This window comes from Pseudofrankia coriaricola (genome assembly GCF_001854805.1).
Taxonomy (GTDB): Bacteria; Actinomycetota; Actinomycetes; order Frankiales; family Frankiaceae; genus Pseudofrankia.
Genome location: NZ_MBLO01000269.1, coordinates 65,205 through 91,599, shown reverse-complemented (window position 1 = coordinate 91,599; position 26,395 = coordinate 65,205). Strand labels below are relative to the sequence as shown.

21 protein-coding genes and 1 tRNA gene are annotated in these 26,395 nt (G+C 71.3%); 7 read left to right on the top strand and 15 right to left on the bottom strand.

Annotated features, from left to right (window positions below; genetic code table 11):
* Positions 1-7: 7 nt before the first annotated feature.
* From BCD48_RS42400 to BCD48_RS42390, 3 genes are all read right to left on the bottom strand, one after another.
* The gene (locus BCD48_RS42400; RefSeq protein ID WP_198543621.1) at positions 8-1,021 is read right to left on the bottom strand and encodes an NHL repeat-containing protein; all 1,014 of its coding nucleotides are present in this window, start codon (positions 1,019-1,021) and stop codon (positions 8-10) included.
* 729 nt (positions 1,022-1,750) lie between these two features.
* A tRNA-Arg gene (locus BCD48_RS42395) sits at positions 1,751-1,823 on the bottom strand.
* 130 nt (positions 1,824-1,953) lie between these two features.
* Entirely contained in the window at positions 1,954-2,166 is a 213-nt protein-coding gene (locus tag BCD48_RS42390; RefSeq protein ID WP_131804230.1) for a hypothetical protein, read from the bottom strand.
* A gap of 539 nt (positions 2,167-2,705) precedes the next feature.
* On the opposite strand from BCD48_RS42390, the gene tatA reads away from it, so the two are divergent.
* Together tatA and BCD48_RS42380 are read left to right on the top strand one after the other, a co-directional pair.
* Complete coding sequence (tatA, locus tag BCD48_RS42385; RefSeq protein WP_071054061.1) at positions 2,706-3,023, top strand: Sec-independent protein translocase subunit TatA; 318 nt, start codon at positions 2,706-2,708, stop codon at positions 3,021-3,023.
* An 802-nt stretch (positions 3,024-3,825) separates the two neighbouring features.
* Entirely contained in the window at positions 3,826-5,040 is a 1,215-nt protein-coding gene (locus tag BCD48_RS42380; RefSeq protein WP_071054115.1) for an amidohydrolase family protein, read from the top strand.
* Positions 5,041-5,060: 20 nt separating this feature from the next.
* Here the strand turns inward: BCD48_RS42380 and BCD48_RS55240 are convergent, their stop codons facing one another.
* On the bottom strand, positions 5,061-5,186 hold the full coding sequence (locus tag BCD48_RS55240) for a hypothetical protein (protein WP_274536635.1): 126 nt from the start codon (positions 5,184-5,186) through the stop codon (positions 5,061-5,063).
* A gap of 92 nt (positions 5,187-5,278) precedes the next feature.
* Here BCD48_RS55240 and BCD48_RS42375 point away from each other — a divergent pair, with 92 nt between their 5' ends.
* Complete coding sequence (locus BCD48_RS42375) at positions 5,279-6,427, top strand: alkaline phosphatase family protein (RefSeq protein ID WP_071054059.1); 1,149 nt, start codon at positions 5,279-5,281, stop codon at positions 6,425-6,427.
* 110 nt (positions 6,428-6,537) lie between these two features.
* Positions 6,538-7,428 (top strand): HpcH/HpaI aldolase/citrate lyase family protein, encoded by an 891-nt coding sequence (locus BCD48_RS42370; RefSeq protein ID WP_071054057.1) that lies wholly within the window; start codon positions 6,538-6,540, stop codon positions 7,426-7,428.
* Positions 7,429-7,589: 161 nt separating this feature from the next.
* Here the strand turns inward: BCD48_RS42370 and BCD48_RS42365 are convergent, their stop codons facing one another.
* The 3 genes from BCD48_RS42365 to BCD48_RS42355 all read right to left on the bottom strand — a co-directional run bounded on the left by BCD48_RS42365 (position 7,590) and on the right by BCD48_RS42355 (position 10,537).
* On the bottom strand, positions 7,590-8,756 hold the full coding sequence (locus BCD48_RS42365) for an acyl-CoA dehydrogenase family protein (protein ID WP_071054055.1): 1,167 nt from the start codon (positions 8,754-8,756) through the stop codon (positions 7,590-7,592).
* Between the two features lie 10 nt (positions 8,757-8,766).
* Entirely contained in the window at positions 8,767-9,228 is a 462-nt protein-coding gene (locus BCD48_RS42360) for a MaoC family dehydratase (protein WP_071054053.1), read from the bottom strand.
* A gap of 307 nt (positions 9,229-9,535) precedes the next feature.
* Entirely contained in the window at positions 9,536-10,537 is a 1,002-nt protein-coding gene (locus BCD48_RS42355; protein WP_071054051.1) for a threonine ammonia-lyase, read from the bottom strand.
* Between the two features lie 83 nt (positions 10,538-10,620).
* Between BCD48_RS42355 and BCD48_RS42350 the strand changes: the two genes are divergently transcribed.
* Positions 10,621-11,703: a LysR family transcriptional regulator gene (locus tag BCD48_RS42350; protein WP_241842409.1), complete on the top strand. Its 1,083-nt coding sequence runs from the start codon at positions 10,621-10,623 to the stop codon at positions 11,701-11,703.
* Between the two features lie 141 nt (positions 11,704-11,844).
* Here the strand turns inward: BCD48_RS42350 and BCD48_RS42345 are convergent, their stop codons facing one another.
* The 6 genes from BCD48_RS42345 to sigK form a co-directional block, all read right to left on the bottom strand.
* A complete protein-coding gene (locus BCD48_RS42345; protein ID WP_071054049.1) occupies positions 11,845-14,316 on the bottom strand; it encodes a glycosyltransferase family 39 protein in 2,472 nt (823 codons plus the stop codon).
* The gene (locus tag BCD48_RS42340) at positions 14,313-15,674 is read right to left on the bottom strand and encodes a bifunctional glycosyltransferase family 2/GtrA family protein (protein ID WP_241842408.1); all 1,362 of its coding nucleotides are present in this window, start codon (positions 15,672-15,674) and stop codon (positions 14,313-14,315) included. Before BCD48_RS42340 ends, BCD48_RS42345 begins: the two co-directional genes overlap by 4 nt.
* 303 nt (positions 15,675-15,977) lie before the next feature.
* Positions 15,978-18,056 (bottom strand): sensor histidine kinase, encoded by a 2,079-nt coding sequence (locus BCD48_RS48165; RefSeq protein ID WP_241842407.1) that lies wholly within the window; start codon positions 18,054-18,056, stop codon positions 15,978-15,980.
* A gap of 98 nt (positions 18,057-18,154) precedes the next feature.
* Positions 18,155-18,964: a response regulator transcription factor gene (locus BCD48_RS42330; RefSeq protein ID WP_071054110.1), complete on the bottom strand. Its 810-nt coding sequence runs from the start codon at positions 18,962-18,964 to the stop codon at positions 18,155-18,157.
* A 309-nt stretch (positions 18,965-19,273) separates the two neighbouring features.
* Positions 19,274-20,011: an anti-sigma factor gene (locus BCD48_RS42325; protein ID WP_071054047.1), complete on the bottom strand. Its 738-nt coding sequence runs from the start codon at positions 20,009-20,011 to the stop codon at positions 19,274-19,276.
* Positions 20,008-20,652, bottom strand: a complete 645-nt coding sequence (sigK, locus tag BCD48_RS42320) for an ECF RNA polymerase sigma factor SigK (protein ID WP_241842406.1) — start codon at positions 20,650-20,652, stop codon at positions 20,008-20,010. Before sigK ends, BCD48_RS42325 begins: the two co-directional genes overlap by 4 nt.
* Before the next feature lie 647 nt (positions 20,653-21,299).
* Here sigK and BCD48_RS42315 point away from each other — a divergent pair.
* Together BCD48_RS42315 and BCD48_RS42310 are read left to right on the top strand one after the other, a co-directional pair.
* The gene (locus tag BCD48_RS42315; protein WP_083420048.1) at positions 21,300-22,178 is read left to right on the top strand and encodes a M12 family metallopeptidase; all 879 of its coding nucleotides are present in this window, start codon (positions 21,300-21,302) and stop codon (positions 22,176-22,178) included.
* A gap of 77 nt (positions 22,179-22,255) precedes the next feature.
* The gene (locus tag BCD48_RS42310; RefSeq protein WP_071054044.1) at positions 22,256-22,561 is read left to right on the top strand and encodes a hypothetical protein; all 306 of its coding nucleotides are present in this window, start codon (positions 22,256-22,258) and stop codon (positions 22,559-22,561) included.
* Between the two features lie 269 nt (positions 22,562-22,830).
* On the opposite strand, the gene BCD48_RS42305 is transcribed toward BCD48_RS42310, so the two are convergent.
* Together BCD48_RS42305 and BCD48_RS42300 are read right to left on the bottom strand one after the other, a co-directional pair.
* Complete coding sequence (locus tag BCD48_RS42305) at positions 22,831-25,236, bottom strand: HelD family protein (RefSeq protein ID WP_071054042.1); 2,406 nt, start codon at positions 25,234-25,236, stop codon at positions 22,831-22,833.
* A gap of 223 nt (positions 25,237-25,459) precedes the next feature.
* The gene (locus BCD48_RS42300) at positions 25,460-26,392 is read right to left on the bottom strand and encodes an FAD:protein FMN transferase (protein WP_083420046.1); all 933 of its coding nucleotides are present in this window, start codon (positions 26,390-26,392) and stop codon (positions 25,460-25,462) included.
* Positions 26,393-26,395: the final 3 nt, after the last annotated feature.

Sequence of the window (26,395 nt, the reverse complement as noted above, 5' to 3'; positions counted from 1 at the left end):
TGGACCCCTACCTGAGGTCGATGGTCTGAAGGGTGCCCGCCGACGTTGCGCCCGCCACGTAGGCCCGGTTCCGTGTCTCGTCCACGGCGACCGAGTTGGCCTGGCGGACCGTGGGGTACGGCGGGCCGTCCCGCCGCGGCGTGCCGTCCGCATCCACGGCGAGACGCACCAGCTCGTTGCGTGCGGTCAGGGTGACCCAGAGGGACGTTCCGTCGGCGCTGGCGGCGAGCCCGTACGGTGCTCCGGGCAGCGGCAGCCGGGCGAGCCGGCGTGGTGTGCCGGTCAGTGAGAAGACCTCGATGGCGTTCCCACGGGTGTCGGCGACCGCGACCCGTCCGGCGCCGACCTGGACCGCATGGGTCGGACCTGCCCCGGCCGGGAGCCGGGCGACCTGCCGCATGGACCTCGCGTCATACACGTAGAGGGCGTTGCCGCGCACGTCGACGACCCCGACCCGGCCGTCGCCGGCGGACGCGAGGCCACCTGGCTGCACCGGTCCTGGCAGTCGAGCGATCTCCCGGCCGTCGGCGACGAACGACACCGCGGAACCGAGCTCGTCGGCCACGACAATCCGGCCGGCCACCCCGGTGTCCGCGGCGTCATGCGGTTGGCGGCCGACCCGAGTCGTCCCCGACACCCGCCCGGACGGCAGGTCGATCTCGGCGAGCACATCGGTGTCTTCGCCCGGGACAAGCACCGACCCCGCCGCACCGGCAAGCTGAAGATGACGAGCCGTGCCCGGGACCGCGACCGTGCGAACCATGCCCGGCCCGTCCGCGCCGACGAGCGCGAGTCGCCGTGCCCGTAAGGCGACGATCACCTGGCCGTCACGCGGATCGACCAGGACACCTTCCGGACCGTTTCCGACCGGCCGGACCGTGCCCGCCGGCCGCACCGTCAGCGGCGGGGCTGCCGCCGGCTCGGCAGCCGGCGGCAGCCCCGGGCCGGCCGTGTTAGCCGTGCCGGTCGTCGTGCCGCCGCATCCGGCGCATGCAGCGAGGACCGTCAGCCCTGTAGCCACCCCGGCCGCGAGCACCGCCGCATGCCGGTACGCCGGCTGCGCGACCGCAGGTCTGGCTCGTCCCGGCAACGCCATGGCGCGACTGTAAGGTCCCCGGGCGCCCGGGCCACGGCCGCGGTTTCGGTGTTCCGCGTTCCGTAAGGTCGTTGGGCGTCGGTGTCGACTGTCGGTGACGCCGACGGGAGGATCGCCCACGTCGTGATCTACGTCGGCTGATCTTCTCCAACGGCTGGCGGGCTCCCGACGGGAGCGCCTTCGAGCCTCATGCGGGTAGGGGTGTCAGGTCGACGTGCGCCTGGTAGAGCCTCCACAGCCGCGTCCTGACACCCGGCCTCGCCGACCTGAACAGACCCGACGACCCGCCACCACTGCGCAAAGCCGCGAACACCTACGACCAAGTCCACCAGGCCAGACTCGCAGCCTGACCCACAGCCCACGAACTTGACTCATCCTTACCGGCTTCGCCGGCTCAAGCCCTCTAGCGTTGATGATCGAAAGACGAGGACTGAGGCGTCGTCCCGGGGCGCTCGCGCACACCTCGCGCACACGTGAGCCCCATGAAGATCAGAAAGAGTTGCTGGTGCCACGCGGTGCCGATGAGTGCCGTGCCGTTCGTCAAGGCGAGGAATCAGACGTGTCGACCATGTCCGGCGGGCGAATCATCTGATAACTGGCCAGAAGGCCGTCACGCTTGTGAAAATGTGAACGTACAGGTCAGAGCACGTGCGGTGCGCTCGGAGGGACTCGAACCCCCAACCTTCTGATCCGTAGTCAGATGCTCTATCCGTTGAGCTACGAGCGCGTCCTACGAGTCTTGCGATGTCTGCCACCCCTGGCGGCTGACTGGTAGCAGCTTACAGCACGGACCGGGTGACGATCGAACCGGTACGGCGGGGCTGAGGCCTCGGCCCGCAGGGCATCGGCCAGGGCTGCTACCGGTGTCGGCGGACGACGACGAGGCCGGAGATCAGGCCGTCGGCCGCGATGGTGGCCGCGATGGCGACGTCCACCTTGCCCTGCGGGGCGGCTCTGGTGGTGCCGGCGACAGGGGTGGTCATGACGGCGGTGCCGACCAGCAGGCCCAGATTCCAACCGAGGCCGAGCAGGACAGGGCCGAGCAGGACAGGGGCGGTGGTGAGCACCACGACCCGGGCTTGCGGGGGCGAAGTGCGGGGGTATGGCGGTCCAGAGGGCTTGCTCTGGCCCGGCAGTCAGCAGGCTGACGGCCGCCACGGCAGTGGTTGAGACGGCAGCCGTGGAGATGGGAGATGGCGGCGGCACCAGTGGCGACGGCGGTCACAGGGCTTGCCTCGTCGAATGTGGCGGTCCGCCAGACCGGACGCGGGAGGGGCAGCCACCACGGTTGATCGAAATCCTCCGCCGCGGGTCGACCAAGGATCGACACAGCGACCGCGGAAAGATGCCCATCCGGCACCGCGCGTTGACCCAATGAGACAGGAAGCCGGCGGTGCGGGAGTTTCTTGCTTCCGGTTTTCGTCAGGCGACGACGTCCGTCCAACGATCATCTATTCGCGGCTGGATGATCCTCGTCGGGATTCGACGTGGGGACCGCACAATAGGTGAGGGTCTTCGTGGTCACGCGCCGGGTCGCCCGGCGAAGCCGTAATATCAGTCGCGGTCTGGCGTTTATGCCGACCTCGCGAGCGGGAAGGGAGCAGCGCACATGCCAGATCTGGGCGCCCCGGAATTGATCATCATCGCGGTTGTGGTGCTGGTCCTGTTTGGCTCGAAGAAGCTGCCTGAGGCCGCGCGCTCGCTCGGCCGTTCCATGCGCATCTTCAAGTCCGAGGTCAAGGCCATGGGCGACGAGGGCGGCGCGCCCGCCGCCCCGGCCGAGGCCGCCCCGGCCGCCGCCATCGCGGCACCCGCTGCGCCAACGCCCGCCGACAACACCGTCCCGGCGGCCACCGCCGCCACCGCCCACCCCGCCGAGGCCACCGTGGCCGCCGTGGTGACCGACAGGGCGGGCAGCGCCAGCTGACGTCCGCGCCCCCGAACGGCGGCGCCGAACGCGGCGGCGCGGCGCGGCGCCACCATCCCGCTCCGCGACTACCGCACGTTTCCGGCGACGTTTGCGCAACCGGCCCTCGCCGTTGAAGATCGCCAGGACTGTATCGAGATCCGAACCTGGGCCCTCGCCAGGTTCGTATCTCGATACAGTTCCGCTGATCAAGCTCACGGCGCGGCGATGACACTGCGCGGCCTTGGCCGGAATCGCGCCCCACAGCCCGGTAGCAGTTTTTGGTTAATGGTCACGTGCACCGCCGCGCCACCGGCGTTCGCCCGGCAGCATGCGACCGATAGATCACCTCCCATGTGTCGTCGCAGTCGCGGATCCCGCCAAATCACGACCGCGACGACACATCCACGGCGATCATGAATGATCGCGGGTGGGGAAGATCTTGGCTGCCGCGCGGAACCGCAACGCCGACGCCCGACCTTCCGGCGTCAGTGCTCGCCGCACCGAGATGGTCATCACCGGAGCGGCCGACCTCGGTCGGGATGGCGGAAAGATCGGCATCCAAGCCTGCCCAGGCGGCCACCGCACCCTGTTGCCAGGGCATCCGCTTCCCAGGGCATCCGCGTTGACGCAGCGCCCCCCATGGGGGAGAGAACTCCGTTGCAGGACAGAGCCCCAGCTGGGCCGTGGCATCCGGCGGCAGTCAGAGGCGCCAGCCAAGGTGGCCGAGGTCGCGCGCCCGCCGGCTGGCGTCTCCTTGACACGTCAGACTGAAACGACGTTCTATTATGCTACGTCCCATCGACCAGACCAGGGAGTGCCCGTGGCCGCCCGGTACACGATCATCTCGGCCGACACCCACGCCGGCGCGAACCATGAGACCTACCGCGAGTACCTCGACTCGGCGTTCAAGGAAGACTTCGACGCCTGGCGCGGCAAGTACAAGAACCCATGGAAGGATCTCCGCGACACCGACCTGCGGGTCCGTAACTGGGATGACGAGCGGCGCGACCGCGACCAGCTCTCCCAGGGCGTCGTCGGCGAAGTGATCTTCCCGAACACGGTGCCGCCGTTCTACCCGGGTTTCGTGCTGTTCGCCGGCCCGCCGACTGCCGAGGAGTACCGCCACCGCCGCGCCGGCATCCACGCGCACAACCGGTGGCTCGCGGATTTCTGCGCCCGCAAGCCGGCGCAGCGCGCCGGCGTCGGGCAGTTCTTCCTGAACGACATCGACGACGCCATCGAGGACATCACCTGGATCAAGGAGCACGGCCTGCGCGGCGGCGTGCTGCTGCCGAACGTCGCGCCCGACGTGAAGTGGGTGAAGCCGCTCTACGACCCGGAGTATGACCGGCTGTGGGCGACGATCCAGGACCTGGAGATCCCGCTCAACCTGCACGGCGGCACCGGCTCGCCCAACTACGGCCGCTACTCGGCCACGCCCGCGCTCATGATCAGCGAGGTGGGCTTCTACGGCATGCGGCCGTTCGTCCACCTGCTGCTCTCCGGCATGTTCGAGAAGTTTCCGCGGCTGAAGTTCGTCATCACCGAGTCGTCGGCGGCCGGCATACCGCCGCTGCTCAAGCAGCTCGACGGCGTCCTGGAAAGCATCCGCGGTGGCGCGATCGGTGAGCTGAAGTACCGCAAGGAGGACGCGATCCCGCGCTCGGCGACCGAGTACTGGCAGCAGAGCTGCTGGTCGGGCGCGAGCTTCCCCCGTCCCGCCGACATCGCCGCCCGCGACGTGATCGGGCACGACCGCTTCATGTGGGGCAGCGACTACCCGCATGACGAGGGCACGTCGCCGTTCACTCTGGAGGCCATCCGCCAGGTGCTGCACCACCTGCCCGAGGCCGAGGTGCGCGACATCCTCGCCGGCAACGCCGCGAGGCTCTACGACTTCGACCTCGACGCCCTCGCCCCGCTGGCCGCCCAGTACGGCCCGACGGTCGAGGAGGTCGCCACGCCCCTCGGCGCCCTCCCCGAAAACGCGAACAAGGCCCTCCGTGACGCTCAGGCCCAGCTGGTAGCCGCTTAGACGGCCCTCGGGCCTCCCGGTCAACGGGCGAAGGCCCCGCGGCCCAGGTTCTCCTGGGCGGCGGGGCCTTCGACGTCCCCGGCCAGGCCCCGCACGGGCGCCGCTACCCGGCCCACCACCGCCACCGAGGCCCCCTCCAGCTTCACCCCATGATCATCAGCCGCCCTGCGCAGGTAGCCTCCATAACGGATGGTCCAACCGGTTCGACCGGCGGCGGAAAGCGCGGGAGACTCGGGGCGTGCAATCTCCCGAGCTACCCCGGTACGGCGAGGGTTCGCTGGCGGAGCTGGTGCCGGCACTCATGCGCGTGGTCGGGGCCGGGGGTTTCGCCGAGGCGCCTCGGCTCGGTCTGGGTGAGGCGCGTTCGGCCTGCCTGCTCCTCGTGGACGGGCTTGGGGACGAGCTCGTGGTCGCGAACGCCGATGTCGCGCCGACGCTGGCCGCTCACCGCGCCGCGGCCCTGACGACCTGCTATCCCTCGACGACCGCGACCAGCATCACCTCGATCGGCACCGGCCTCGCGCCGGGCGAGCACGGGGTGGTCGGCTATCTCTGGGAGCCCTATCCGGGCGCCGAGGGCCTGCTGAACGCGCTGCGCTGGCAGTTCCAGGGCCGAGACAGTTCGGCGCTGGACATCGTCGTGCCTGAGCGGACACAGCCCGAGCCGACTGCCTTCGAGCGGGCCACCGCGTCCGGGACCGCCGTCACGGTGGTCTCCTCGTCGCTCTACCGCGACTCGGGACTGAGCCGGATGGCGCTACGCGGCAGCCGGTTCTCCGGCGCGTCGACCTGGGGCACCCTGGTCGCGCGCGTCGTCGAGGCGCTTCGTGAGCCGGGCTTCGTCTACGCGTACGTCAGCGACCTGGACACCACCGGGCACTCCCTGGGCCCGTCGTCACCGGGTTGGCGGGCGCAGTTGGCCCTGGTCGACAGGCTGGTCGCGACGCTCGCCGAGCAGCTTCCCGCCGGCTCGATGCTCGTCGTCACGGGCGATCATGGGATGGTCTCCGTCAACGAGGACGATCACGTGAGCCTGGATGGGCGGCCCGACATGCTGGCCGGGGTGCGCGCGATCGGCGGCGAACCGCGCGCCCGCTACGTCTACGCCCGGCCCGGCGCCGCGGGCGACGTCCTCGCCGCGTGGCGCGAGGCGCTCGGCGAGCGCGCGTGGGTGATTTCGGCGGAGCAGGCGGTCGCGGACGGCTGGTTCGGGCCAAAGATCACCGATCAGGCCATCCCCCGCCTGGGCGACGTCATCGCGGCGGCACGCGGCACCAGCGTCCTCGTCCGCCCCGACGCCGAACCCCGCCTGACCGCCATGCGCGGCCACCACGGCTCCCTCACTCCGGCCGAACAGCTCATCCCGCTGATCCACTTCTCCCACTGATCCTCCTCGGCGATGGGCCGTGCGCGACCGGAACGTGCGCGACCGGAAGTGGATCGGAGTGCGTCACATCCGAGGTGAGCCGGCGTGCCGCGGCCGCTAGCGTTCTCGTCATGACCTTGGGAGAGAGCGGGCCGGCGGATGGCCGCGTCGCGCGTTGGCGGTCGCCGCTGTTCACCCCGGCGAACCGGCCCGACCTGATCGCCAAGCAGGCCCGGTTCGGTGCCGACATCGTGATCGTCGACCTCGAGGACGGGACACCGCTGGGCGCCAAGCCCGAGGGTCGCGACGGCGCGGCCACCGCGGTGCCGAAGCTGCGGGCCGAGTTCGGTGGCGCGGTCATGCTGCGGGTGAACGGCGTCACCGACGCGGAGAACTTCGACGCCGACCTGGACTGCTACGCGGCGCTCGACCTTGACGGCATCGTCGTGCCGAAGATCGAGACGGTCGAGGACGTCGATCGCCTCGACGAGGCGCTGCGCACGCGCGGGTTGACCGACCGGGCGGTGATGTACGGGCTGGAGTCGGTCGCCGGCGTGCACCGGGCGGCCGAGGTGCTCACCCATGCCGCCAGGAACGCCCGCGTCGACGCGGCGTACTTCGGCGCCGAGGACTTCATCGCCGACCTCGGCGGGCGGCGTACCCGGTCGAACGCCGAGGTGCTGTACGCCCGCTCGCAGGTGGCGATCGCCTGCCGGCTCGCCGGCGTCGTGGCGCTCGACCAGGTGACCACCGCGATCAACGACCGGGAGCGGTTCCTGGAGGAGGCTTCGTTCGCCCGGGACCTCGGCTACGGCGGAAAGCTGTGCATCCACCCGGGCCAGGTCGCGATGGCGCACGAGGCGTTCACCCCGTCGCCCGAGGAGTACGACCGGGCACGCCGGCTGCTCGACGCCTACGAGGAGGCGCAGCGCGAGGGGCGCGGCACGATCAACTTCGAGGGCGGCATGGTCGACGTCCCGCTCGTCCTGCAGGCCCGCCGCATTCTCGCCATCGGCGGCTAAGCGCCAGGCGGGAGGGGCCCAGGGGCCGAGCTCCGGAGATGGCCAGCGCCGGACGGCCGGCCCTCTCCCAGCCTTCGCCCGGGTCGGGCCGATGATCGCCGACCCGGCCCGGGGATCGAAGGGCCAGAGGACCCGCGGGATCCGTCAGCCCGCGGGATCCGTCAGTAGGACCGGGGCAGGCCGAGGACGTGTTCGGAGATGTAGTTCATGACCATCTCCTGTGAGACCGGTGCGATCTTCATCAGTCGTGACTCGGCCCAGAAGCGGCCGACCGGGTATTCCGTGGCGAAGGAGAAGCCGCCGTGGGTCTGCATCGCCCGGTCCGCGGCGAAGAAGGCCGCGTCGGAGGCGAGGAACTTCGCGGAGTTCGCGTGTTCCCCGCAGGGGCGGCCCTGGTCGTAGCGCCAGGAGGCCTGCCGGATGACAAGCTCGGCGGCGGCGAGGCGCATGTGTGCCTCCGCCAGCGGGAAGGCGATGCCCTGGTTCTTGCCGATCGGGCGGCCGAAGACGACCCGCTCGTTGGCGTACTGGGTGGCGACTCGCAGCGCGGCCTTGCCGATGCCGAGCGCCTCGGCGGCGATGAGAATGCGCTCCGGGTTCAGGCCGTCCAACAGGTACTTGAAGCCCTTCCCCTCCTCGCCGACCAGGTCGGACCCGTCGACGCGCAGGCCGTCGTAGCGCACCTCACAGGATCCGACGGCGTTACGGGCGATCTTGTCGATCTGGTGGATGTCGACCTCGGGCCGACGCAGGTCGGCGAGCAGCAGCGTCATGCCGTCCGTGCGCTTGCGGACCTCCTCCAGCGGGGTGGTCCGGACCAGTAGCAGCACCTTCTCGGCGACGTGGCCCTTGGTCGTCCACACCTTCTGGCCGTGCACGAGGTAGCCGTCGCCGTCGCGGACTGCCCGGGTGGTGATCGACGTCGTGTCGGTGCCGGCGTCCGGCTCGGTGACGCCGAAGGCGACCTGCAGCTCGCCGGTCGCGACCCGGGGCAGGTACTTCTCCTTCTGCGCCTGGGAGCCGTATTTCACGACCGGGTTCATGCCGAAGACGGAGATGTGCAGCGCGCTGGCGGCGTTCATCGCGCCGCCGGAGGCCGCGACCTCCTCCATCACGATGGAGGCCTCGGTGATGCCGCCACCGCCGCCGCCGAACTCCTCCGGGATGGCGGTGCCGATCCAGCCGGCCGCGGCCATCTCGTTGTGGAACTTCCAGGGGAACTCGTGGTTCTTCTCGTGCTGGCGCCAGTACTCGGCGTCGAACCCCTTGCAGATGTCCCGCACGGCCTCGCGGATGGCGGTGTGCTCGGGCGGTTCCTCGAACTCCATGGAGACTCCCTCACTCCGTCTCGGCCGCGGGGCGGCAGTGCATCATCGCGGACCGGAACGCGCGGCAGACCAGCTCGTCGTGCTGGTTGAAACCGTCGTGGCGGAACTCCACGATGCCGACGCCGGGGCGCGAGCTCGACAGCCGCGCTTTGGTCACCTCGGTGATGACGTGCAGGGTGTCGCCCGCGAACATCGGCTTGGGGAACTCGATCGAGCCGAAACCCAGGTTCGCGACCGTGGTCCCGAGCGTCAGCTCCGGCACGGCGAGCCCGACGACGGTCGCGACCGTCATCATCGAGTTCAGCAACGGCCGCCCGAACTCGGTCCTGGACGCGAACTCGTGGTCGAGGTGCAGCGGCTGCGGGTTCATCGACAGCGTCGTGAACAGCACGTTGTCGGTCTCGGTCAGCGTCCGGGTGATCGCGTGGTGGACGACCGTCCCGACCGGAAGCTCCTCGAACCAGGAACCCATCCTCCGGCTCAGCGCACTCGCCTCCTCAGGTCCGGTGCCGGGACGTTCCAGCACCCGAGACCACACATGGTTGTACGGGCCGGCCGGGACTGGCCTCGTCCCAGGCTGGCCCTGTCACGCCGTCGGAGGGCCATAGGACCCACTACAGCACGCCGACGGACCGTCGCGCCCCCGGAGAAGTCAGGCGTACCGCCGCGGGTCCGGTCGGGCTCCCTCTCCACATCCGATAATTATCATCTCGTGGTTCGGTAAGCACCATCTCGTGAGCCGGTAGTCACGTCCCAGGATCGGTCAGTCCCGCGCGCTTCTACGCGGCGGCTGTGAGGCCGCCATCGGCGGCGGACAGCGCCGCGATCTCGGCTGCCGAGGCGTTGCCGCCTGTGACGATGACCGCGACGCGCTGGCCGGCGAAGTCGCCCGGACGGGCGAGGATCGCGGCGAGCGACGCGGCCCCCGCCCCCTCGGCCAGCGTGTGCGCGTCGCTGGCGAGCAGGCGCTGGGCGTCGGTGATCTGGTCGTCGTCGACGAGGTGGAAGCCGGCGAGGCCGGTACGCAGGACCCGCTGCGGCAGCTCGTAGCCACGGCCAGTGGCGAGGCCGCAGGCGCTGGTGCGGATCGGGCGGCACACGCAGCCGCCGGACCGCCACGAGTCGTGCGCGGCCGGCGCGCCCGACGACTGGACGCCGATCACCCGGCATCGTGGCGCGAGCCGGGCGGTGACCAGGCTGGCGCCGGCGGCCCCGGTCCCGCTGCCGATCGGGACGATCACCGCGTCGAGGTCGGGCCGCGTCTCGATGACCTCGAGATAGGCGGTGCCGACGCCGGCGATGAGTTCGGGGGTGTCACCGGGGCTGACGAGCAGCTGGCCACTCTCGGCGGCGATCTCCTCGGCGCGGGTCTGAGCGGCGGCCATGTCCGGGCCGTGCAGCTCGACGCCGGCCCCGAGAGCGCGCAGCGCCCGGACCTTCGAGGCGGCGGTGCTCGCCGGCATGACGACGGTGCACGGGGCGTCGAAGGCGCCGCTGGCGTAGGCCATCGACTGGGCGTGGTTGCCGGTCGAGTAGGTGATCGTCCCGCGGGCGCGCCGCTCGCGCGACATGCTGGCGAGCAGCGTCAGACCCCCGCGCACCTTGAACGCCCCGGTTGGCTGGACGTTCTCGTGCTTGATGTAGATGGTCACGCCGATGGCGGCGTTGAGCGCCGGATAGGTCCACATCGGGGTGGCGGGCAGATGGCCGGCCAGCAGGTCCCGGGCAGCGGCGATGTCGGCGAAAGTCGGAAGGGCCCGGGAGGCAGGACGGTCGCTCATGTGGCCATGGTCAGCCGTCGTCTCCTATTGGTCCAATGCCAGATTTCGTCTAAAACTATCGATGACGTTGATACGTTGACCTCGTGTTGGACGTGACCAGGCTGCGGGTGCTGGTCGCGGTCGCTCGCCACGGCTCGGTCACCGCCGCGGCCCGAGCCCTCCGCTACGCCCAGCCATCGGTCAGCCACCACCTGGCCCGGCTGGAGGCGGAGACCGGCAGCCAGCTCGTCCAGCGCGTCGGCCGCGGGATTCGACTGACCGAGGCCGGCCTGGTGCTGGCGGAACGGGCGGAGGAGATCCTCGGCCGGCTGGCCGCGGCCGAGGCGGAGCTCGCCTCCTACACCGGTCTGCGGGCCGGCCGCGTCCGTCTGGCCGCGTTCCCATCGGCGCTCGGCACGTTCGTGCCCATGGCCGCCGCGGCGTTCGCCGCCGACCATCCCGACGCGGAGCTACGTCTTACCGAGGCCGAGCCGCCGGACGCCGTCCGCATGCTGCGAGCCGGTGAGGTGGACGTCGCCCTGCTCTTCAGCTACTGGGACCCGCCCGTGCGGCACGAACAGCCGGACGCACCGTCGCCCGGCGGGCGGGCACCGGGAACGCCGCCAGCGCGGCCGACGCTGCCAGGCCGGCCGACGGCGCAGGCGAGATCGACGTCGCCGACGCAACCAACACTGCTGACGTCGCTGGCGCCGAACGACCGGCCGTCGCCCGACCCGACGAGGATCGAGCCCGAGGACGACGGCCTACGCCGGATGATGCTGCTCACCGAGTCGACCTACCTGGTGACTCCGGCGGGCCTGTCGGGAGACCGGTTGGCCGACCATCGCGACCATCGCTGGATCGCGGGCTGCGAACGGTGCCGCACGGCGCTGCTGCGCTCCTGCGCCGCGGCGGGATTCAGCCCCGACATCGCCTTCACGACCGACGACTACCTGGCCGTCCAGGCACTCGTCGCCGCCGGCCTCGGCGTGACCACCCTGCCCGGCCTGGCCCTCCAGGCCCACCGCCACCCCGACGTCCGGGCGACCCTCCTGCCCGGCCTGACCCGCGCGGTCAGCGCCGCCGTTCACGGCGAGCCGCCCGACCCGCCGGCCACCGCCGCGCTCCTCGCCCATCTCAGGACCGCCGCCACCACCTGGGCGTCTCTGAACGTGGCCAAGGACTGACGCCGCCGCCGCCGCGGACGTCCGCCCGGCGGCACGCGACCGGTTGATCATCACCAGCGGCCACCGCCGACGGCGCTGGTACCGGCCATGGGGCCGGTACCAGCGCCGGGCTACCCGTGCCGGGCTCGACGGACGGGCCGGCTAGCTCGCCGGCTTCGTCAGGTCGTAGACGGTCTGACTCCCGACGGTGACGGAAGTGAACGTCTCCTGGACCCAGCTGGCGATCTGGGCGTTGGCACCGCCGCCGCCTCCGGGGCCGCCACCGAAGCCGCCCCCGCCACCACCGCCGAGGTAGTAGTGGATCTTGCCGTCGGCGACGTACTGCTTGAACTGGTCAAGGGTGAGGACCTCGTCGCTGCCGCTGAAGCCGCCCATCGCCATCACCGGAAGGCCGCCCGTGGCGAGCTCCAGCGACGCGGCGCTCTGCGCCGAGCCCACCGCGGCCACCCAGCGATACCCGTCGGACCCGCTGGTGAGCAGCTGAGTGACCGCGCCGTCAGCCTGCTCCTCCATGCCACCGCCGAAGCCAGCGCCACCACCGAAGCCACGTTCCTGACCGGTCAGGTCGCCCTCCTGGCCGCTCGTCGCGCTCCCCTGGCTGTTCGGGGCGCCTTCCTGGCCACTCGGCGGCGCACCCTCCTGACCGTTCGGGGCACCGCTTTGACCGCTCGAAGCACCCTCCTGGCCGTTCGTGGCGCCCTGCCCCGGCGCGCCGCCGCCACCGGGACCACCGCCCGAGCTGGGCCCGGCAAGCGGAATGGAGCCCGTGTGCGGCACCGAGGCCGTTTCGAGCGCGTAGGCGGTTGGCGCGCCCAGCGTCCCGAAGATCACCGCGGCCAGGGCGAGCACAGCCGCGGACCGGCGGACGGGTGACCTCCGCAGAACCGGCCAGAGCAGCAGCGCGACGGCGCCGACCAGGCCGACGACGAGGACGGGGATCCGCAGCCAGCTCTGCCAGTCGGTGCGGCCGAGCAGGACGTAGCTCCAGACCGAGGTCACACCGACGCTCAGGGCCAGCAGCACCCGGCTGACGATCTCGTTCCTGGTTCGCCACAGTTCACGGGCGCCTAGGGCGATCGTTCCGGCGAGGCCGGGGGCGAGCGCGACCGTGTAGTACTCGTGGATGGTGCCTTCCATATAGCTGAAGACAACGCCGGTCACGACCAGCCAGCCGCCCCAGAGAATCAGCGCGGCACGTGCCCGGTCGGTGCGGGCGGCTCGCCGGGTCGCCCACAGCCCGCCGACCAGCAGGATCAGCGCGGCAGGAATGAGCCAGGAGATCTGGGCGCCGAAGTTCTCGTTGAACAGGCGGCCGAGGCCGGCCGTCCCACCGAAACCGCCCCCTCCGCCCGCGCCGGCACCGGGTGCCCCGCCGAAAACGCCACCCACCGCGTCGGACGCGGCCGAACCGTAGCCGGCCGCCCCGCCCGCGACGCCGAGGCCACCCGTGTACTGCTGGCCGGTTGATCCGAGCGCGGACAGCGCCTCCGAGGCCATCCCGCCCGGACCGCCACCGCCGCCGTTGCCATCACCGCCGAAGATCCGGCCGAGCCCGTTGTAGCCGAAGGCGAGGCCGAGCACGCTGTTGTTCCCGGAGCCGCCGATGAACGGCCGAGAGCTCGCCGGCCACAGCACGGTCGCGAGCACCCACCATCCGGCACCGACGATCACGCCCGCTGCGCCCGCGAGAACGTGCCCGATCCGAGCACGCAGCCGGGTCGGCGCGGCGATCAGGTAGACCAGCGCGAACACCGGCAGCACCAGGAAAGCCTGGAGCATCTTCGTCAGGAACCCGAACCCGACCGCTAGGCCCGCCAGCCCGAGCCACCGCCACGAGGCGACCTCCAGCGCTCGCGTCACGCAGTAGGCGCCGACGACGAGCAGCAGGACGAGGAGCGCGTCCGGGTTGTTGAACCGGAACATCAGCACCGCCACCGGCGTGAGCGCTAGCAGCGCCCCGGCGGCGAGCCCGACGGCCGGCCCGGCGACCCGCCGCACGGCCGCGTAGAGCAGGCCGACACTCGCGACGCCGCACAGCGCGTTCGGCACGAGCATGCTCCAGCTCGAGAACCCGAACACCCGACCGGAAAGCGCCATCATCCACAGCGAGGCGGGCGGCTTGTCGACGGTGATGTAGTTCGACGAGTCGATCGAGCCGAAGAACAGTGCCTTCCAGCTCAGCGTGCCGGCCTGCACGGCGGCCGCGTAGAAGCTGTTGCCGTAGCCGGACGCGCCGAGGTCCCAGAGGTACAGCACCGCGGTCGCGGCGAGCAGGACGAGCAGCGCGGGCCGCGCCCACCGCGGGTCCTCCGGCCGGCCGCGCACGAGCCGGGTGAACCGCCCCGGCCGCCCGGCGGCCCCACCGGAGCGAGCACGCCGCGTCCCGCCACGACGTGGCGGCGCGCCGGGAGGCGTCTCGCCGGGAGGCGGGTCCACGACGGGCGGCTCCGCGACGGCCGGGCCGGCGACGGGCGAGCCGGCGAGCCTGTGTCGTCCCGGCCAGGTGTCCACGACGGCGACCTGGCTCGGGTCCACGGGATAAGGGTGGTCGGCCACCGGGTTCTGGCCGGCGGAGTATCGAGGAGCGCCCCAGGCGCCCTGGTCGGAGGTCATGATTCCTGCTCTGGCTCGCGCGGACGGACGGGCTGGAAAAGGCTGCCGGGCATCGACTCGCTCGGCCGATCCACGTGACGGTGGGGGATGTCGGAGTGGCCGCCACGCCGCGGGTGGAACACCCAGGCGCGGAAGGCGACGAAGCGCAGCAGCGTGGCCGTGAGGTTGGCGCCGATCAGCACGGCAAGCTCGAGCGCCCGCCCCGCGTCGGGAGCGAACACCTTCAGGGCGCCGAGGGCGCCGCTGGTCAGTGCCAGGCCGAGGCCGAAGACGACCAGCCCTTCGACCTGGCTGCGGGCGCCGACACCGCGTATGCCGAACGTCACTCGACGGTTGGCCGCCGTGTTGGCGACCGCGGTGAGCAGCAGCGAGACAAGGTTCGCCCCCTGCGCGCCGAGCGGGGCGCGCAGCAGGACGAACAGGACCAGGTAGGCGGCGGTGCTCGCGACCCCGATGGTGCCGAACCGCGCGAGCTGCTGGATCAGCTGCCGCTGGCCGGACGTCTCGGGCGACTCCGCCGTCAGCGGCGCGCGGCCGAGCTGGGTACGCAGTTCCCGGATGGGCAGCCGCCCGGACGCCAGTGCCCGGCCAAGGCGCGCGATTCCACGCAGGTCGGTGAGCGCGGTGGCGACGATGTCGACGCGGCTGTCCGGGTCGTCGACCCAGTCCACCGGCACCTCGTGGATCCGCAGCCCGGACCGTTCCGCCAGCACCAGTAGCTCGGTGTCGAAGAACCAGCCGGTGTCCTGCACCAGCGGCAGCAGCGCATGGGCGACGTCACCGCGGATCGCCTTGAAACCGCACTGCGCGTCGGAGAACCGGGCCGACAGCGCCCGCCGCAGCAGCAGGTTGTAGCAACGGGAGATCACCTCGCGCTTCGGGCCACGCACCACGCGAGCACCCGGCGCGAGCCTCGTCCCGATCGCCAGGTCGGAATGCCCGGAGATCAGCGGCGCGACCAGCGGCAGCAGCGCGCCCAGGTCCGTCGACAGGTCGACGTCCATGTAGGCGAGCACCGGCGCCTGGGACAGGCCCCAGGCCGCGCGCAGCGCCAGGCCGCGGCCCTTCGCGTCGAGGTGGAGAACCGCTACCTCGGGAATCCGCGCCTCGAGCTCGTTCGCCACGGCCAGCGTCCTGTCGGTGCTGGCGTTGTCGGCGATCGTGATTCGAAAGGGGTATGGAAATGTTTCGACGAGGTGACGGCGCAGCCGGGTGACACACGGCTGTAGATCGGACTCCTCGTTGTACACCGGGATTACCACGTCCAGTAGGGGACGCGCCTCCGGATGAGGAGGTCGAGCCAGAATGTGCTCGACCATCGCGGTGGTGCCGCCTTGCGGATGCACTGTCGTGGCCATGGCCCCAGGTTCGGTGCCAGTCCTGTGTTCTCCATTGCGGCCACCTGTGCGCCGGCTGTGAATGCTCCACCGCACGGCCGTTCTCCTTTTCCTGAACCCCCGGAAGACGCATGGAAAACGTGACGAAACAACGCGGAGAGGAGGCCGGCGCCCGGTGTGGTGGACATACGGGCGGCGATGGCGAAAATATGACAGGAACCACCGGTCCGCACACAGAACGAGCAGCCCGCGACCGCCGGTCCGGGGCCGATGACCCGTGATGGGGGCCCACGGATCAGGTGGACTCACGGCAGGGCCGTGTCGTCAGCCGAGCATGGAGATCGGCGGATGGCCCCACTCGGCGCCCGCGGTCCCGGCGACGGCGGCCTCGGCCCCCGCGCCCCCGGCGTCAGCGGCGGCGCCGCCTGCGCGCCTCGGCGCCGGGGCCGAGCCCGGCGGCGCCCCCGACCGCCCCGCCGGGGCGACCAGGGTGGGCGCGATGCCCAGGTCCGAGGCCGAGGCCGAGGCACCAGCGGCGTCGACCGCGTCGACCGTCGTGCACATCGCGCCGGCTATGCCCGCGACCGCCGGCGGCAATGGCGCCTGGGTGGTCGGAAGGACGACGGTGAAGACCGTGCGGCCGGGGACGCTGGTGACGGCGATGCGTCCACGGTGGGCCTCCACGACGGCGGCGACGATCGCCAGTCCCAGCCCGGTGCTGCCGGCGGTGCGCGATCGCGACGAGTCGCCCCGCGCGAACCGTTCGAAGACGTTGGGCAGTAGCTCCGCCGGGATACCAGGCCCGTCGTCGGTCACCGAGAGCCGGATCTCGCCGGGCTCCGGGACGTCCGTGGCCGACCGCGCCGCGGGCACCGCGGAACCCGCGGCGGACCCCCTGGACCGCGCCGCCGATGCCCCGGACCGCTCCGCCGTCGGCGACCGGCTGCTGCCAGTGGGCGCCGAGGCGGGCGAGGACGACGCGGACACGGCGGCAGCGGGGCACAGTTCGAGGGCGACGGTGACGGATGTGCCCGGCGGGGTGTGGGTACGGGCGTTGGCCAGCAGGTTCGCGAGCACCTGGTGCAGGCGGGCCTGATCACCGCGGACCGTCACCGGCTCGGGCGGGAGGTCCAGGCGGAAGCGATGCCCGGGCGCGGCGATGTGCGCGTCGCTGACGACGTCGACGACCAGCAGGGACAGGTCGACGCAGCCATGCTCCAGCGGGCGCCCCGAGTCCAGCCGGGCGAGCAGGAGCAGGTCCTCCACCAGGGCGGTCATCCGTTTCGTCTCGGACTCCACCCGGCTCATCGCGTACGCGATCTCCGGTGGCACCGAGGCTCTCGTCGGATCGGCGGAGCCAGGGTTCCGGTCGCCGATCCGCCGTGTGAGCTCGGCGTAGCCGCTGATCGCGGCAAGCGGCGTACGCAGCTCGTGGCTCGCGTCGGCGACGAACTGGCGGACCCTCGTCTCGCTGGCGTGCCGGGCGGCCAGCGCCGCGCCGACGTGGCCCAGCATGTGGTTCAGCGCCGCGCCGACCTGGCCGACCTCGGTCCAGGGATCGGTATGGACGTCCGGAACCCGGACACGCAGCGTGACCTCGCCGCGGTCCAGCGGAAGCTCCGCGACCTGGGCCGCGGTCGCGGCGACCCGGCGCAACGGCCGCAGCGTCCGCCGGACCGTCACCGCGCCGATCACCCCGAGGAGCAGCACCCCACCGACGGCGACACCACCGGCGACGATGAGCAGCTGGTTCACGGTGGCGTCGACCTCGGCGAGCGACTGGCCGCTCACGACCACGACGCTGCCGTCGGGCACCAGCCCGGCCGTCACCCGATAGTCGCCTAGGTCACCTAGCGTAACGGTCTGGACCGTCCTGTTCGCGGGAACGGCGGCGAGCCTGTTCGCGGGAACGGCGGCGAGCTTGTCCGCGACGTCGGCGGCGAGCTTGGTGATGACGTCGTCCTTCCCCAGGACGGCGGCGGTCTCGACCTTGCCGTTGACGACGAGGGCGGCGACGGTGCCGAACGTCTGGCCGCGCTGGCCGAGGAAGTCAGCGGCCGTGCCCTGCCAGGCCGGCGCGTTCGTCCCCCGCTCGAACAGCGTGCCGGCGCCGGGGTCCGTCGCGCCGGAGGCGGGATCGCTGGCACCCAGCCCGTCGCCGCCGGCCGGCGCCTGGTTCGGGTACCCCAGCACGTTGCCGGAAGGCAGCGGCCCAGTGGAGCCCGGCGGCGGCTTGCGCCACCTGTCGTCCACCGCCAGGAGACGGCCGTCGACCTGCTTGACGAGGTAGGACCGTAGTTCGAGGGCGGTTACTCCGACGATCGACGCCGAGACGGCCGTCAGCAGCAGGATCAGCAGCGCGAGCAGGCGCGCCCGCAGGGACCATCGCCAAGGCGCGAGCATCCGTCGCGGCGCACGCGGCGCACGTGCGGAACGTGATGATCGCCGCGGGCGGGACAACCACCGCGGGCGAGACGACTGCCGTTCGGCCGCGGCGACGTTCACTCCGACGTCGCCGCGGGCGTCCGGTTCGCCGGCGTGGCCGACGCGGCCGACACGGCCGACGCGACCGGTCGGAGCACGTAGCCCGCGCCGCGCATCGTGTGGATCATCGGCTGGCGGCCGGCGTCTATCTTCTTGCGCAGGTATGAGACGTAGAGCTCGACGACGTTTGCCTGGCCGCCGAAGTCGTAGTTCCACACCCGGTCGAGGATCTGCGCCTTGCTCAGCACGCGGCGCGGGTTGCGCATGAAGTAGCGGAGCAGCTCGAACTCGGTCGCGGTGAGGTGGATCTCCGTACCTTCCCGGTAGACCTCTCTGCTGTCCTCGTCGAGGCTGAGGTCGCCGACGACGAGGACGTTGCGACGGGCCGCGACCTTTCCGTGCACCCGGCGCATCAGCCCGCGCAACCGGGCGGCGAGCTCCTCGATGCTGAAGGGCTTGGTCACATAGTCGTCGCCGCCGGCGGTGAGCCCGAGAACCCGGTCCTCGACCGCGTCCTTGGCGGTCAGGAACAGCACCGGGATATCGGGGCGGACCGACCGCATCGAGCGCAGCACCGCGAGCCCGTCCATGTCGGGCAGCATGATGTCGAGCACGACCGCGTCGGGCTGGAACTCGTCGACCATCCGCAGCGCGGTCTTCCCCGTGCCGGCGCCGGCGACGTCCCAGCCCTCGTAGCGCAGCGCCATCGTCAGCAGTTCGGTCAGCACGGCCTCGTCGTCGACGACCAGCACACGCAGCGCTCTGCCGTCGGCGGCCCGCGGCTCGAACGACGCCCCGCGCGCGCCGCGCGGCCCGGCGGGCTCCATCGACACCACCGCGGCGGAGGCGTACGGCGCCGATCCAGCCGCGAGCGCGGCGGCTGGATCGGCGGCGGGCGGGAGGCCCGGCTCCGCCTCGGGTGCGACGCCACTGCCAGCGCCCAGGACGGTGGTCGGAACCGGTTCGCGCCATGCCATACCCAGAGATTGGACCCACTGTCTGTGGACTTCCTGAGCCGTCCCTGTGAAAGACCTGTGGACCGGGCCAACCCACCCGAGCGTGGACGTTAAGGCGCCATCAAGGAGCCGCCGAGGGGCCATCGCCGACGACTGCCCTGAAGATCCGCCGTGGCCCCTCTAGTCGTGGACGGCGGCGGTGCCGATGGCGGGAGTGGTGGGTTGCTTGGAGCCGCCGGCCGGCTCGACGGTCACCTTCACCGACCTCACGTTGCGCTGGAGCTGGAGGAGGCGGGTCGCCCTGCCGGCGTTGCCATCGACGACGGCCGCGGACTTGACACCATCAGGTGTCGACATCCACAGCTGGTACACCCGGTTGTTTGGAAGCGGCGGCAGGTCGCGGACATCGACGTACGCCCGGTCACCGAACGGGATCACCGCGATGGTCCCGCCGCCAGTCATCGGCTGCGCCGAGCCGGCCGCGGCGGCGGCCACGACCGCGTCGAGGTCCGATACGCGCGCCCGCTCCGCGGCAAGCTGGTTGCGCTGGTCGACGGACACGGCGCCGACGACGCCGAGACCCACCAGCGCCACGACCGCCGCCGCGGCGGCGGCGACCGCGACCACCTTCAGCTGGCGGCGCTCGCGCCGCTGCCGCAGGTCGTCGCCGGGCACGACGGGCGGCAGCTGACGGGTCTGGTCGATCTCCCGGAGCAGCGACGTCCGCAGGGACGGCGGCGGCGTCTCCCGCACCGCCTCGCCGAGCATGGTCGCGACGGTGCGCAGCTCCGCGACCTCCCGGGCGCAGGTCACGCAGTCGTCGAGATGCGCCTCGACCTCGGCCCTGTCCCGCGTGTCCAGCGCATCCAGCGCGTAGGCGCCGGTCAGGAGGTGTGCCTCCGGCGACGGCGAGGTCATGCGCTCACCCCCAGGCAGTCGCGCAGGCGGATGAGACCGTCGCGCATACGGGTCTTCACGGTTGGTACCGGGGTCGAGAGCAGGTGCGCAACTTCCCGGTAGGTGTGGCCGCTGTAGTAGGCCAACATGATCGATTCACGCTGGAGGTCGGTGAGACCGCCCAGGCAGCGGCGAAGCCGCTCGTACTCGAGCCGCAGCTCGACCTGCTCGGTGACCTCGTCGTAGCCGGCGTCGCCCTCCGGCGTCGCCCACACGGCACCGACCCGCCGTTCCCGGTCGGTCGCCGCCTGGGCGGAACGCACCCGGTCGACGGCCCGGCGGTGCGCAAGCGCGCATGCCCAGCCGGCGGCGCTGCCCTTGGCCGGATCGAAGCGGCTCGCGAGCCGCCAGATTTCGACGAAGACCTCCTGGGTCACCTCCTCGGCCTGAGCCGGGTCGCGTACGACCCGCTTGACCAGGCCGAAGACCTGGGAGGACAACTGGTCGTAGAAGGCGGCGAAGGCGGCGTTGTCGCCCCGGCCGGAGCGCTGGAGCAACTGCTCCGGAGCTGCCAGGCCGCCGCTGGTGGTACTGGCGCCGTAGTCGGGCGCTGCAACGGCATGGAGCGCTCGGCCGTCGTCATCGTCCGCGCGTCGAGGCATGGGCCGGAACCTCCGGATCACGAGTGTGGCGTCACTGCCGGCCGCGCCCTCTCGTGGCGCGGTCACCAGTAGTTCGACGCGGCGGCCCTTCTGGATTGCCCAACCCTTGGATCGTCTCTGACTGTTTACCTGGACGAGAGATCACATGACGGGTTGGCCGGCGGTTGGGACGTCCGGCTGGCCGATCCCGATGTCCGGCCAGCCGACTCGGCCCCACCGCCACCACCACCACCGCCACCGCCACCACCGGCACCGGCACCGGCACCGCCGGCGACGCGGCGACGCGGCGACGTCCGCGTCGCGCGTCCGCCCCGGCGAACGGCGAAGGTGCTGGAGAGTCCAGGACCGGTCGCCGGCGTGCCGTGGCCAGGGTTCCAGGCAGGTGACTCGTAAGGTCGGCGCCAGCGGCTGACCGAGTCGCCATGGAAGCCGGGTCGCATTTCACGGGGATAACCGCGGTCTAATAGAGTCGGTGACATTTTCGCTAACCGTGTCACGACATGCTTTTATCCAGCCGGCGCCACCTGGGCATGATCCCCGTAACGGCGCTTGCTTTGCGGTTCCCTAGACCCGCTGTTACAGTTCTGACGGCACGGTCGACCAGCTTCCCGCCGCCCAAAACCCTTCTGCCACGAGAGGATTGCGCGATGGCCGGTCCGCGCGATGAAATGTCGAGAAACCTTCATTCAGGAAACGGTCATGCGGGCCCCGGTACCAGCGGGCCACAGGGCTGTGAAATCAAGCTTCTACCCGATCGCCTGCACGAGGATGCCGCCGCCTTCGCGACCAGGGTGAATCCCGTCAACGCACCGCTGCGCATACCGATGGCAGCCGGCCTGAGCATCGAGCCGCAGGCGCTGACCATGGTTACCTCGAAGTACTGGGGGCCGGCCCAGCGCCGGCTCACGGTGAGCTTCACGGAGTCCCCTTCGGAAGACCTCCGGGCCCGGATCATAAGCCACCTGAACGCCTGGGCCAAGAGTACGTCGGTTTCCTTCTTCGAGACCGACAAGGCCGGCGACGTGCGGATCTCGCTGGGGCAGGGTGGCTACTATTCCTACTTGGGAACCGACATCAAGCTGGTTCCGCCGAACAGGCAGACCATGAACCTCGAGGGGTTCCACATGGGCATGCCGGAGTCGGAGTTCCGGCGGGTGGTCCGGCACGAGGCGGGGCACACGCTCGGATTCGCGCACGAGCACATGCGGAAGGAGCTCGTCAGCCGCATCGACCGCGAGAAGGCGTACGCGTACTTCCTCCGGACGCAGGGCTGGGACCCGGATACGGTCAACCAGCAGGTGCTGACGCCGCTCGACGACGCCGACATCATGGGGACGCCGGCGGACCAGGACTCCATCATGTGCTACCAGCTGCCCGGCGAGATCACCTCGGATGGTCTCCCGATCCGGGGCGGGGTGGACATCAACAAGTCGGACTTCACCTTCGCCGGGAAGGTGTACCCGAAGGCGCAGGCCGTTCTTGAGCACGAATGGCCGCCGTCCGAGGACGTCCTGCTCCCCACCTGATCTCGGGCCGTCCGATCCCAGCCAGACCGGGCTGACCGGGCTGACCGCGCACACGCGCGAGAAGGAGATGCCGGAGCGTGAGCCGGTTGATCGAAGCGCAGCCTGCCGCGTTGAACCCGGCGTTGCCGGTCACCCTCCAGGTTGGCGACGTGCTCAGGCTCGCCGCGTCCGGTGGCCGGGTCAGAGAGGGCTCTTCCGTCGAGCTCCTCGGAATCTTCACGGAAGGGCTCGTGGGAACGGACGGGACCGTCCTCACTCCCCTGGGCGCGCCGAACACTGTGCTATTTCGTGCCCGTGTGCCGGGACAGAGCACGGTCGACGTCGTCACCGGTGACCCGTGGAGGTCGACACGGTCCAACAGCGTGACGGTCGTCGTCACGTGACGTCCCCTATAACCGGCCTCAGGTGGCAGAAGGTCCACATGATGATGGCCATTGTCTGAAGCACGCGAAGCGCGTCTCGATGGTTCGTGCGTGGCTCTGGGCAGGGTTCTGCCCCGCCCAGAGCCACGTTTCGCGCGTTTGTGAATATCGAGGTGGCACCCCGGAGGGACCGCCGCACGCCTACCTCGACTGGCGGCACGGCACGAGTGTGGAACGCGGCCATCCGGGGTGCTTCCCGCTTCCCCCAGCTCAGGCAGGTTCCCTCCGGCTCAGGGCAGGGCGGGTTCGGGGATCGCCGGTCTTGACTCCAGGTGACGGAGAGCCGGTGGGAGCGCGCTGGTGTGCAGGACGCCGAGGGAGCGGGTGGCTCGGGTCAGGGCGACGTAGAGGTCGTTCAGGCCGCGGGGAGACTCGGCGATGATCCGGTCCGGGTCGACGACCAGGACCGTGTCGAACTCGAGGCCCTTGGACTGGCGGACCGTGAGGACCGCGACCGGGGATTCCAGGTCCGGGTCCTCGCTGACGGTGGTGGCGACCGGGAGAACAGCCTCAAGGTCGCGACTCAGGTCGTCGAGAAGGTCCGCAGGGACGAGGACCGCCATACGGCCCCCGTCGGGGCCGTCGCCCAGCGCCGCCCGCAGGTCGGCGACCTCGCGGGCCGTGACAGCGGCCAGCTCGACCGCGAGCGCGTCCGGCTCGACGGCGAGGCTCCACGGGGAGGCGCCAGTCTCCCGGACGGAACGCGGCAGTTCCAGCTCCGGGTCGATCGCGCCGAGCACGCCCGCGGCAACCGACATGATCTCGGCCGGCGTGCGGTAGTTGACCGTAAGTCGTTCCAGCCGCCAGCGATCGCCCAGATGCGGCCCGAGGACGCGGCGCCACGATGAGGCGCCGGCAAGGTCACCGGTCTGGGCGACGTCGCCGACCAGTGTCATGGAACGGCTCGGGCAGCGGCGCATCACCATGCGCCAGGCCATGTCCGAAAGCTCCTGAGCTTCGTCCACGATGACGTGCCCGTAGGCCCAGGTCCGGTCGGCGGCGGCGCGTTCCGCCGTCGAACGGTCGTCGTCGTCCTCGTGCCGTTCCGCGAGCCGCTCGGCGTCGAGCAGGTCGGAGACCATGAGGATGTCCGGGTCGTCGTCCATGTCCCGAGTGAGGATGTCGACGACGCCCTGTGCGTAGGCGATCCGCTGGCGGCGGCGCCGTTCGGCGGCGGCCAGCGCCTCGGTCTCGTCCTCGCCCAGAAACTCGGCGGCCTCGTCGAGCAGCGGGACGTCCGCCGCGGTCCACATCCCGTCAGCCGCCCGGCCGCCATGCGGGTCGGGCCGGCAGAGGAGCAGCCGCTCGCCGTCGGTGAAACCGGCCGCCCCCGCGGCCGATGCGAGCAGGTCCTCGTCGGCGAACAGGTCGGACAGCAGCCACTGGGGCGTGAGGACGGGCCACAGATCGTCAAGCGCGACCAGCACCCCGTCGTCCTGGCGCAGCTCGCGGCGGATGTCGTCGATGATCTCATCGCCGAGCAGACTGGTGCCGGCGCCCGGCGCGTCGTCCTCGCCGAGCGGGTCCTCGGCGTACGGGTCGGCGCCCAGCCGGTCGGCGTACTGCTGAGCCAGCGCGTCGATGACCGCGCGGACGAATACCGGGCGGGCCTGGTTGTGCGCGCGCAGGGTGGCACGCGCCTGGTCACGGGCCGCCTCACAGATGGCCGGGTCAAGCAGCAGGACGTCATCCTCGAACGGGATTTCCAGCGCTTCGTCGGGCACCCGCTGCCGGTCGCGCACCGCGGCTTCGATCAGTGCCACCATCCGGGCACTGCCCTTGATCTGCGCGGCTTCACGCGGCTCGGTCCGTTCGGCGCGAACGCCCGGGAACAGGTCGCCGACAGTGGACAGCACCACGCTGGTCTCGCCGAGAGCGGGCAGAACATGGGATATGTATCGCAGGAAGGTCGTGTTCGGGCCGATGACCAGCACGCCACGCTTCGACAGTTGTTCGCGATAGGTAAAGAGCAGGTAGGCGGCGCGATGCAGCGCGACGGCCGTCTTGCCAGTGCCAGGTCCGCCCTGGACGACGAGCACCCCGGAATGCTCACCCCTGATGATCCGGTCCTGCTCGGCCTGGATGGTCTCGACGATGTCGCCCATCCGGCCCGTCCGGCCGGCGGACAGCGCGGCGAGCAACCGCGCCTCGCCGGTCAGCGTCTCGTGGCCGGAACGGCCGTCCGCGGCACTCGCGTCAAGGTCGAGCACCTCATCGTCGATCTGGGACACCCGCCGGCGCGACGTGCGGATGTGGCGACGGCGGCGGACGCCCTCCGGGGAGGCGGCGGTGGCGAGATAGAAGGGACGGGCCGCCGGTGCGCGCCAGTCGATCAGCAGCGGGGCGTAGTCGTCGGACTCCTCGAAAATACCCAGACGGCCGACATAGCGGGTCTCGCCGTCGTGGAAGTCGAGCCGGCCGAAGCACAGCCCGTCCTCGGCCGCGTCGAACCGGGCGAGCTGACGGGTGTACATCGCGGCCGTCGCCTGCCGCTCGGTGTGCGCCTGCGGCCGGCCGCCCGGCCGCTCCCGCAGGGCATCGGCGAGCCGGGAGGACGCCTGTTCCCGGAAGTCGTCAAGACGCTCGTAGAGCATCGAGACATACTCCTGCTCTCGCCCCGCTTCCTCGTTTGACAATTCAACTCCCCGGCCAGTAAAATGCGCCCCGCGGCATTCCTCGCATCCCCACATCGACCTTTAAATTCTAGCCCTCGGAAGACGCGAACCGGATAACGATCCAACGAGTCCTGTTCGTCGGCGACCGGTACGCCCACCGCGGACCTGATCTCGCGGACCGCCGGTCGAAATCAATCAAGCGCCGCTTCCGAGGCCGCGTCGGGCCGTGGCGGTAGACGGTCAGCTACTGACGGGAGCGCGGTGGCGGCGGCTTCTCCCGCGTGGCCGAAGCGCGCGGCGACGGACCGCCGGCCTGGCCCGGCTGACCGCGGAACCCGGCCGAACTGTCCACCCCGCCGGCGGAGTCGACGGTAAGCCACTCCCAACCGTCGCCGACGAGGTCGTTCAGGAGTTCCGGTGCGCTCCGGCCCGCGGCCAGGCCGGCGGTGGCGTAGGCGTCGGCCATGGCCAGGTCTGGCCCGACGACGGTGACGGAGGCGAGATCGGTCGCGGGTGCCCCGGTCCGCGGGTTGAGGACGTGGCTGCCTTGTTCGGCGGCGCCGGAGGTGGCGACGGCCAGGTCCGTGCCCTCGACGACGGCGACGACCCGGTCCCGGTGGAACGGGTCCGCGATCCCGACCCGCCAGGACCGCCCCGGGCCCGGCGTGCCGCGCAGGCGCAGGTCGCCGGCCGCGTTCACACAGTGATCGGTGACGCCGGCCGTGGTCAGCGCCGCGGAGGCGACATCCGCCGCCCAGCCCTTGACCAGGCCGGTCGGGTCCAGAGTGCCGTCACCGCGCCAGGCCGGGTCGAACCAGCCGCCGCTGCGCCCCCGGCAGGCGTCGGCCAGCCGGTAGACCTCCCGGACGTGCCCAGGGCAGTCCTCCAGGCCGATCTCGCCGCGGCGCAGCCGGGAGACCCAGGACCCGGCCCTGAAGGTGCTGAAGTCCTCGTCCGCCCGGTGCAGCCGCGCGGTCGCGGCCGCGACCGCCGCGTCCAGGTCCGGCGCCGCCCAGGCCACCCGGCCCGGTCGTGGGTCGTGGGAACCGGTCCGGGGCGGCCGCCGGATCGCGAGGCGATCCGGCGGGAGCACGATCGACGGCGGCCGGACGGCGATGCTGACGACCGTCCCCATCACCTGTTCCGCGTGCACGCGGACCGGCCGCTCGTCCGTCATCGG

Excerpts from the sequence above, each read along its gene's own strand:
- tatA (WP_071054061.1), top strand. The coding sequence starts at position 2,706 with ATGCCAGATCTGGGCGCCCCGGAATTGATCATCATCGCGGTTGTGGTG.
- BCD48_RS42370 (WP_071054057.1), top strand. The coding sequence starts at position 6,538 with ATGACCTTGGGAGAGAGCGGGCCGGCGGATGGCCGCGTCGCGCGTTGG.
- BCD48_RS42365 (WP_071054055.1), bottom strand. The coding sequence starts at position 8,756 with ATGGAGTTCGAGGAACCGCCCGAGCACACCGCCATCCGCGAGGCCGTG.
- BCD48_RS42360 (WP_071054053.1), bottom strand. The coding sequence starts at position 9,228 with ATGGGTTCCTGGTTCGAGGAGCTTCCGGTCGGGACGGTCGTCCACCAC.
- BCD48_RS42355 (WP_071054051.1), bottom strand. The coding sequence starts at position 10,537 with ATGAGCGACCGTCCTGCCTCCCGGGCCCTTCCGACTTTCGCCGACATC.
- BCD48_RS42345 (WP_071054049.1), bottom strand. The coding sequence starts at position 14,316 with ATGACCTCCGACCAGGGCGCCTGGGGCGCTCCTCGATACTCCGCCGGC.
- BCD48_RS42340 (WP_241842408.1), bottom strand. The coding sequence starts at position 15,674 with ATGGCCACGACAGTGCATCCGCAAGGCGGCACCACCGCGATGGTCGAG.
- BCD48_RS48165 (WP_241842407.1), bottom strand. The coding sequence starts at position 18,056 with ATGCTCGCGCCTTGGCGATGGTCCCTGCGGGCGCGCCTGCTCGCGCTG.
- BCD48_RS42330 (WP_071054110.1), bottom strand. The coding sequence starts at position 18,964 with ATGGAGCCCGCCGGGCCGCGCGGCGCGCGCGGGGCGTCGTTCGAGCCG.
- BCD48_RS42325 (WP_071054047.1), bottom strand. The coding sequence starts at position 20,011 with ATGACCTCGCCGTCGCCGGAGGCACACCTCCTGACCGGCGCCTACGCG.
- sigK (WP_241842406.1), bottom strand. The coding sequence starts at position 20,652 with ATGCCTCGACGCGCGGACGATGACGACGGCCGAGCGCTCCATGCCGTT.
- BCD48_RS42315 (WP_083420048.1), top strand. The coding sequence starts at position 21,300 with ATGGCCGGTCCGCGCGATGAAATGTCGAGAAACCTTCATTCAGGAAAC.
- BCD48_RS42300 (WP_083420046.1), bottom strand. The coding sequence starts at position 26,392 with ATGACGGACGAGCGGCCGGTCCGCGTGCACGCGGAACAGGTGATGGGG.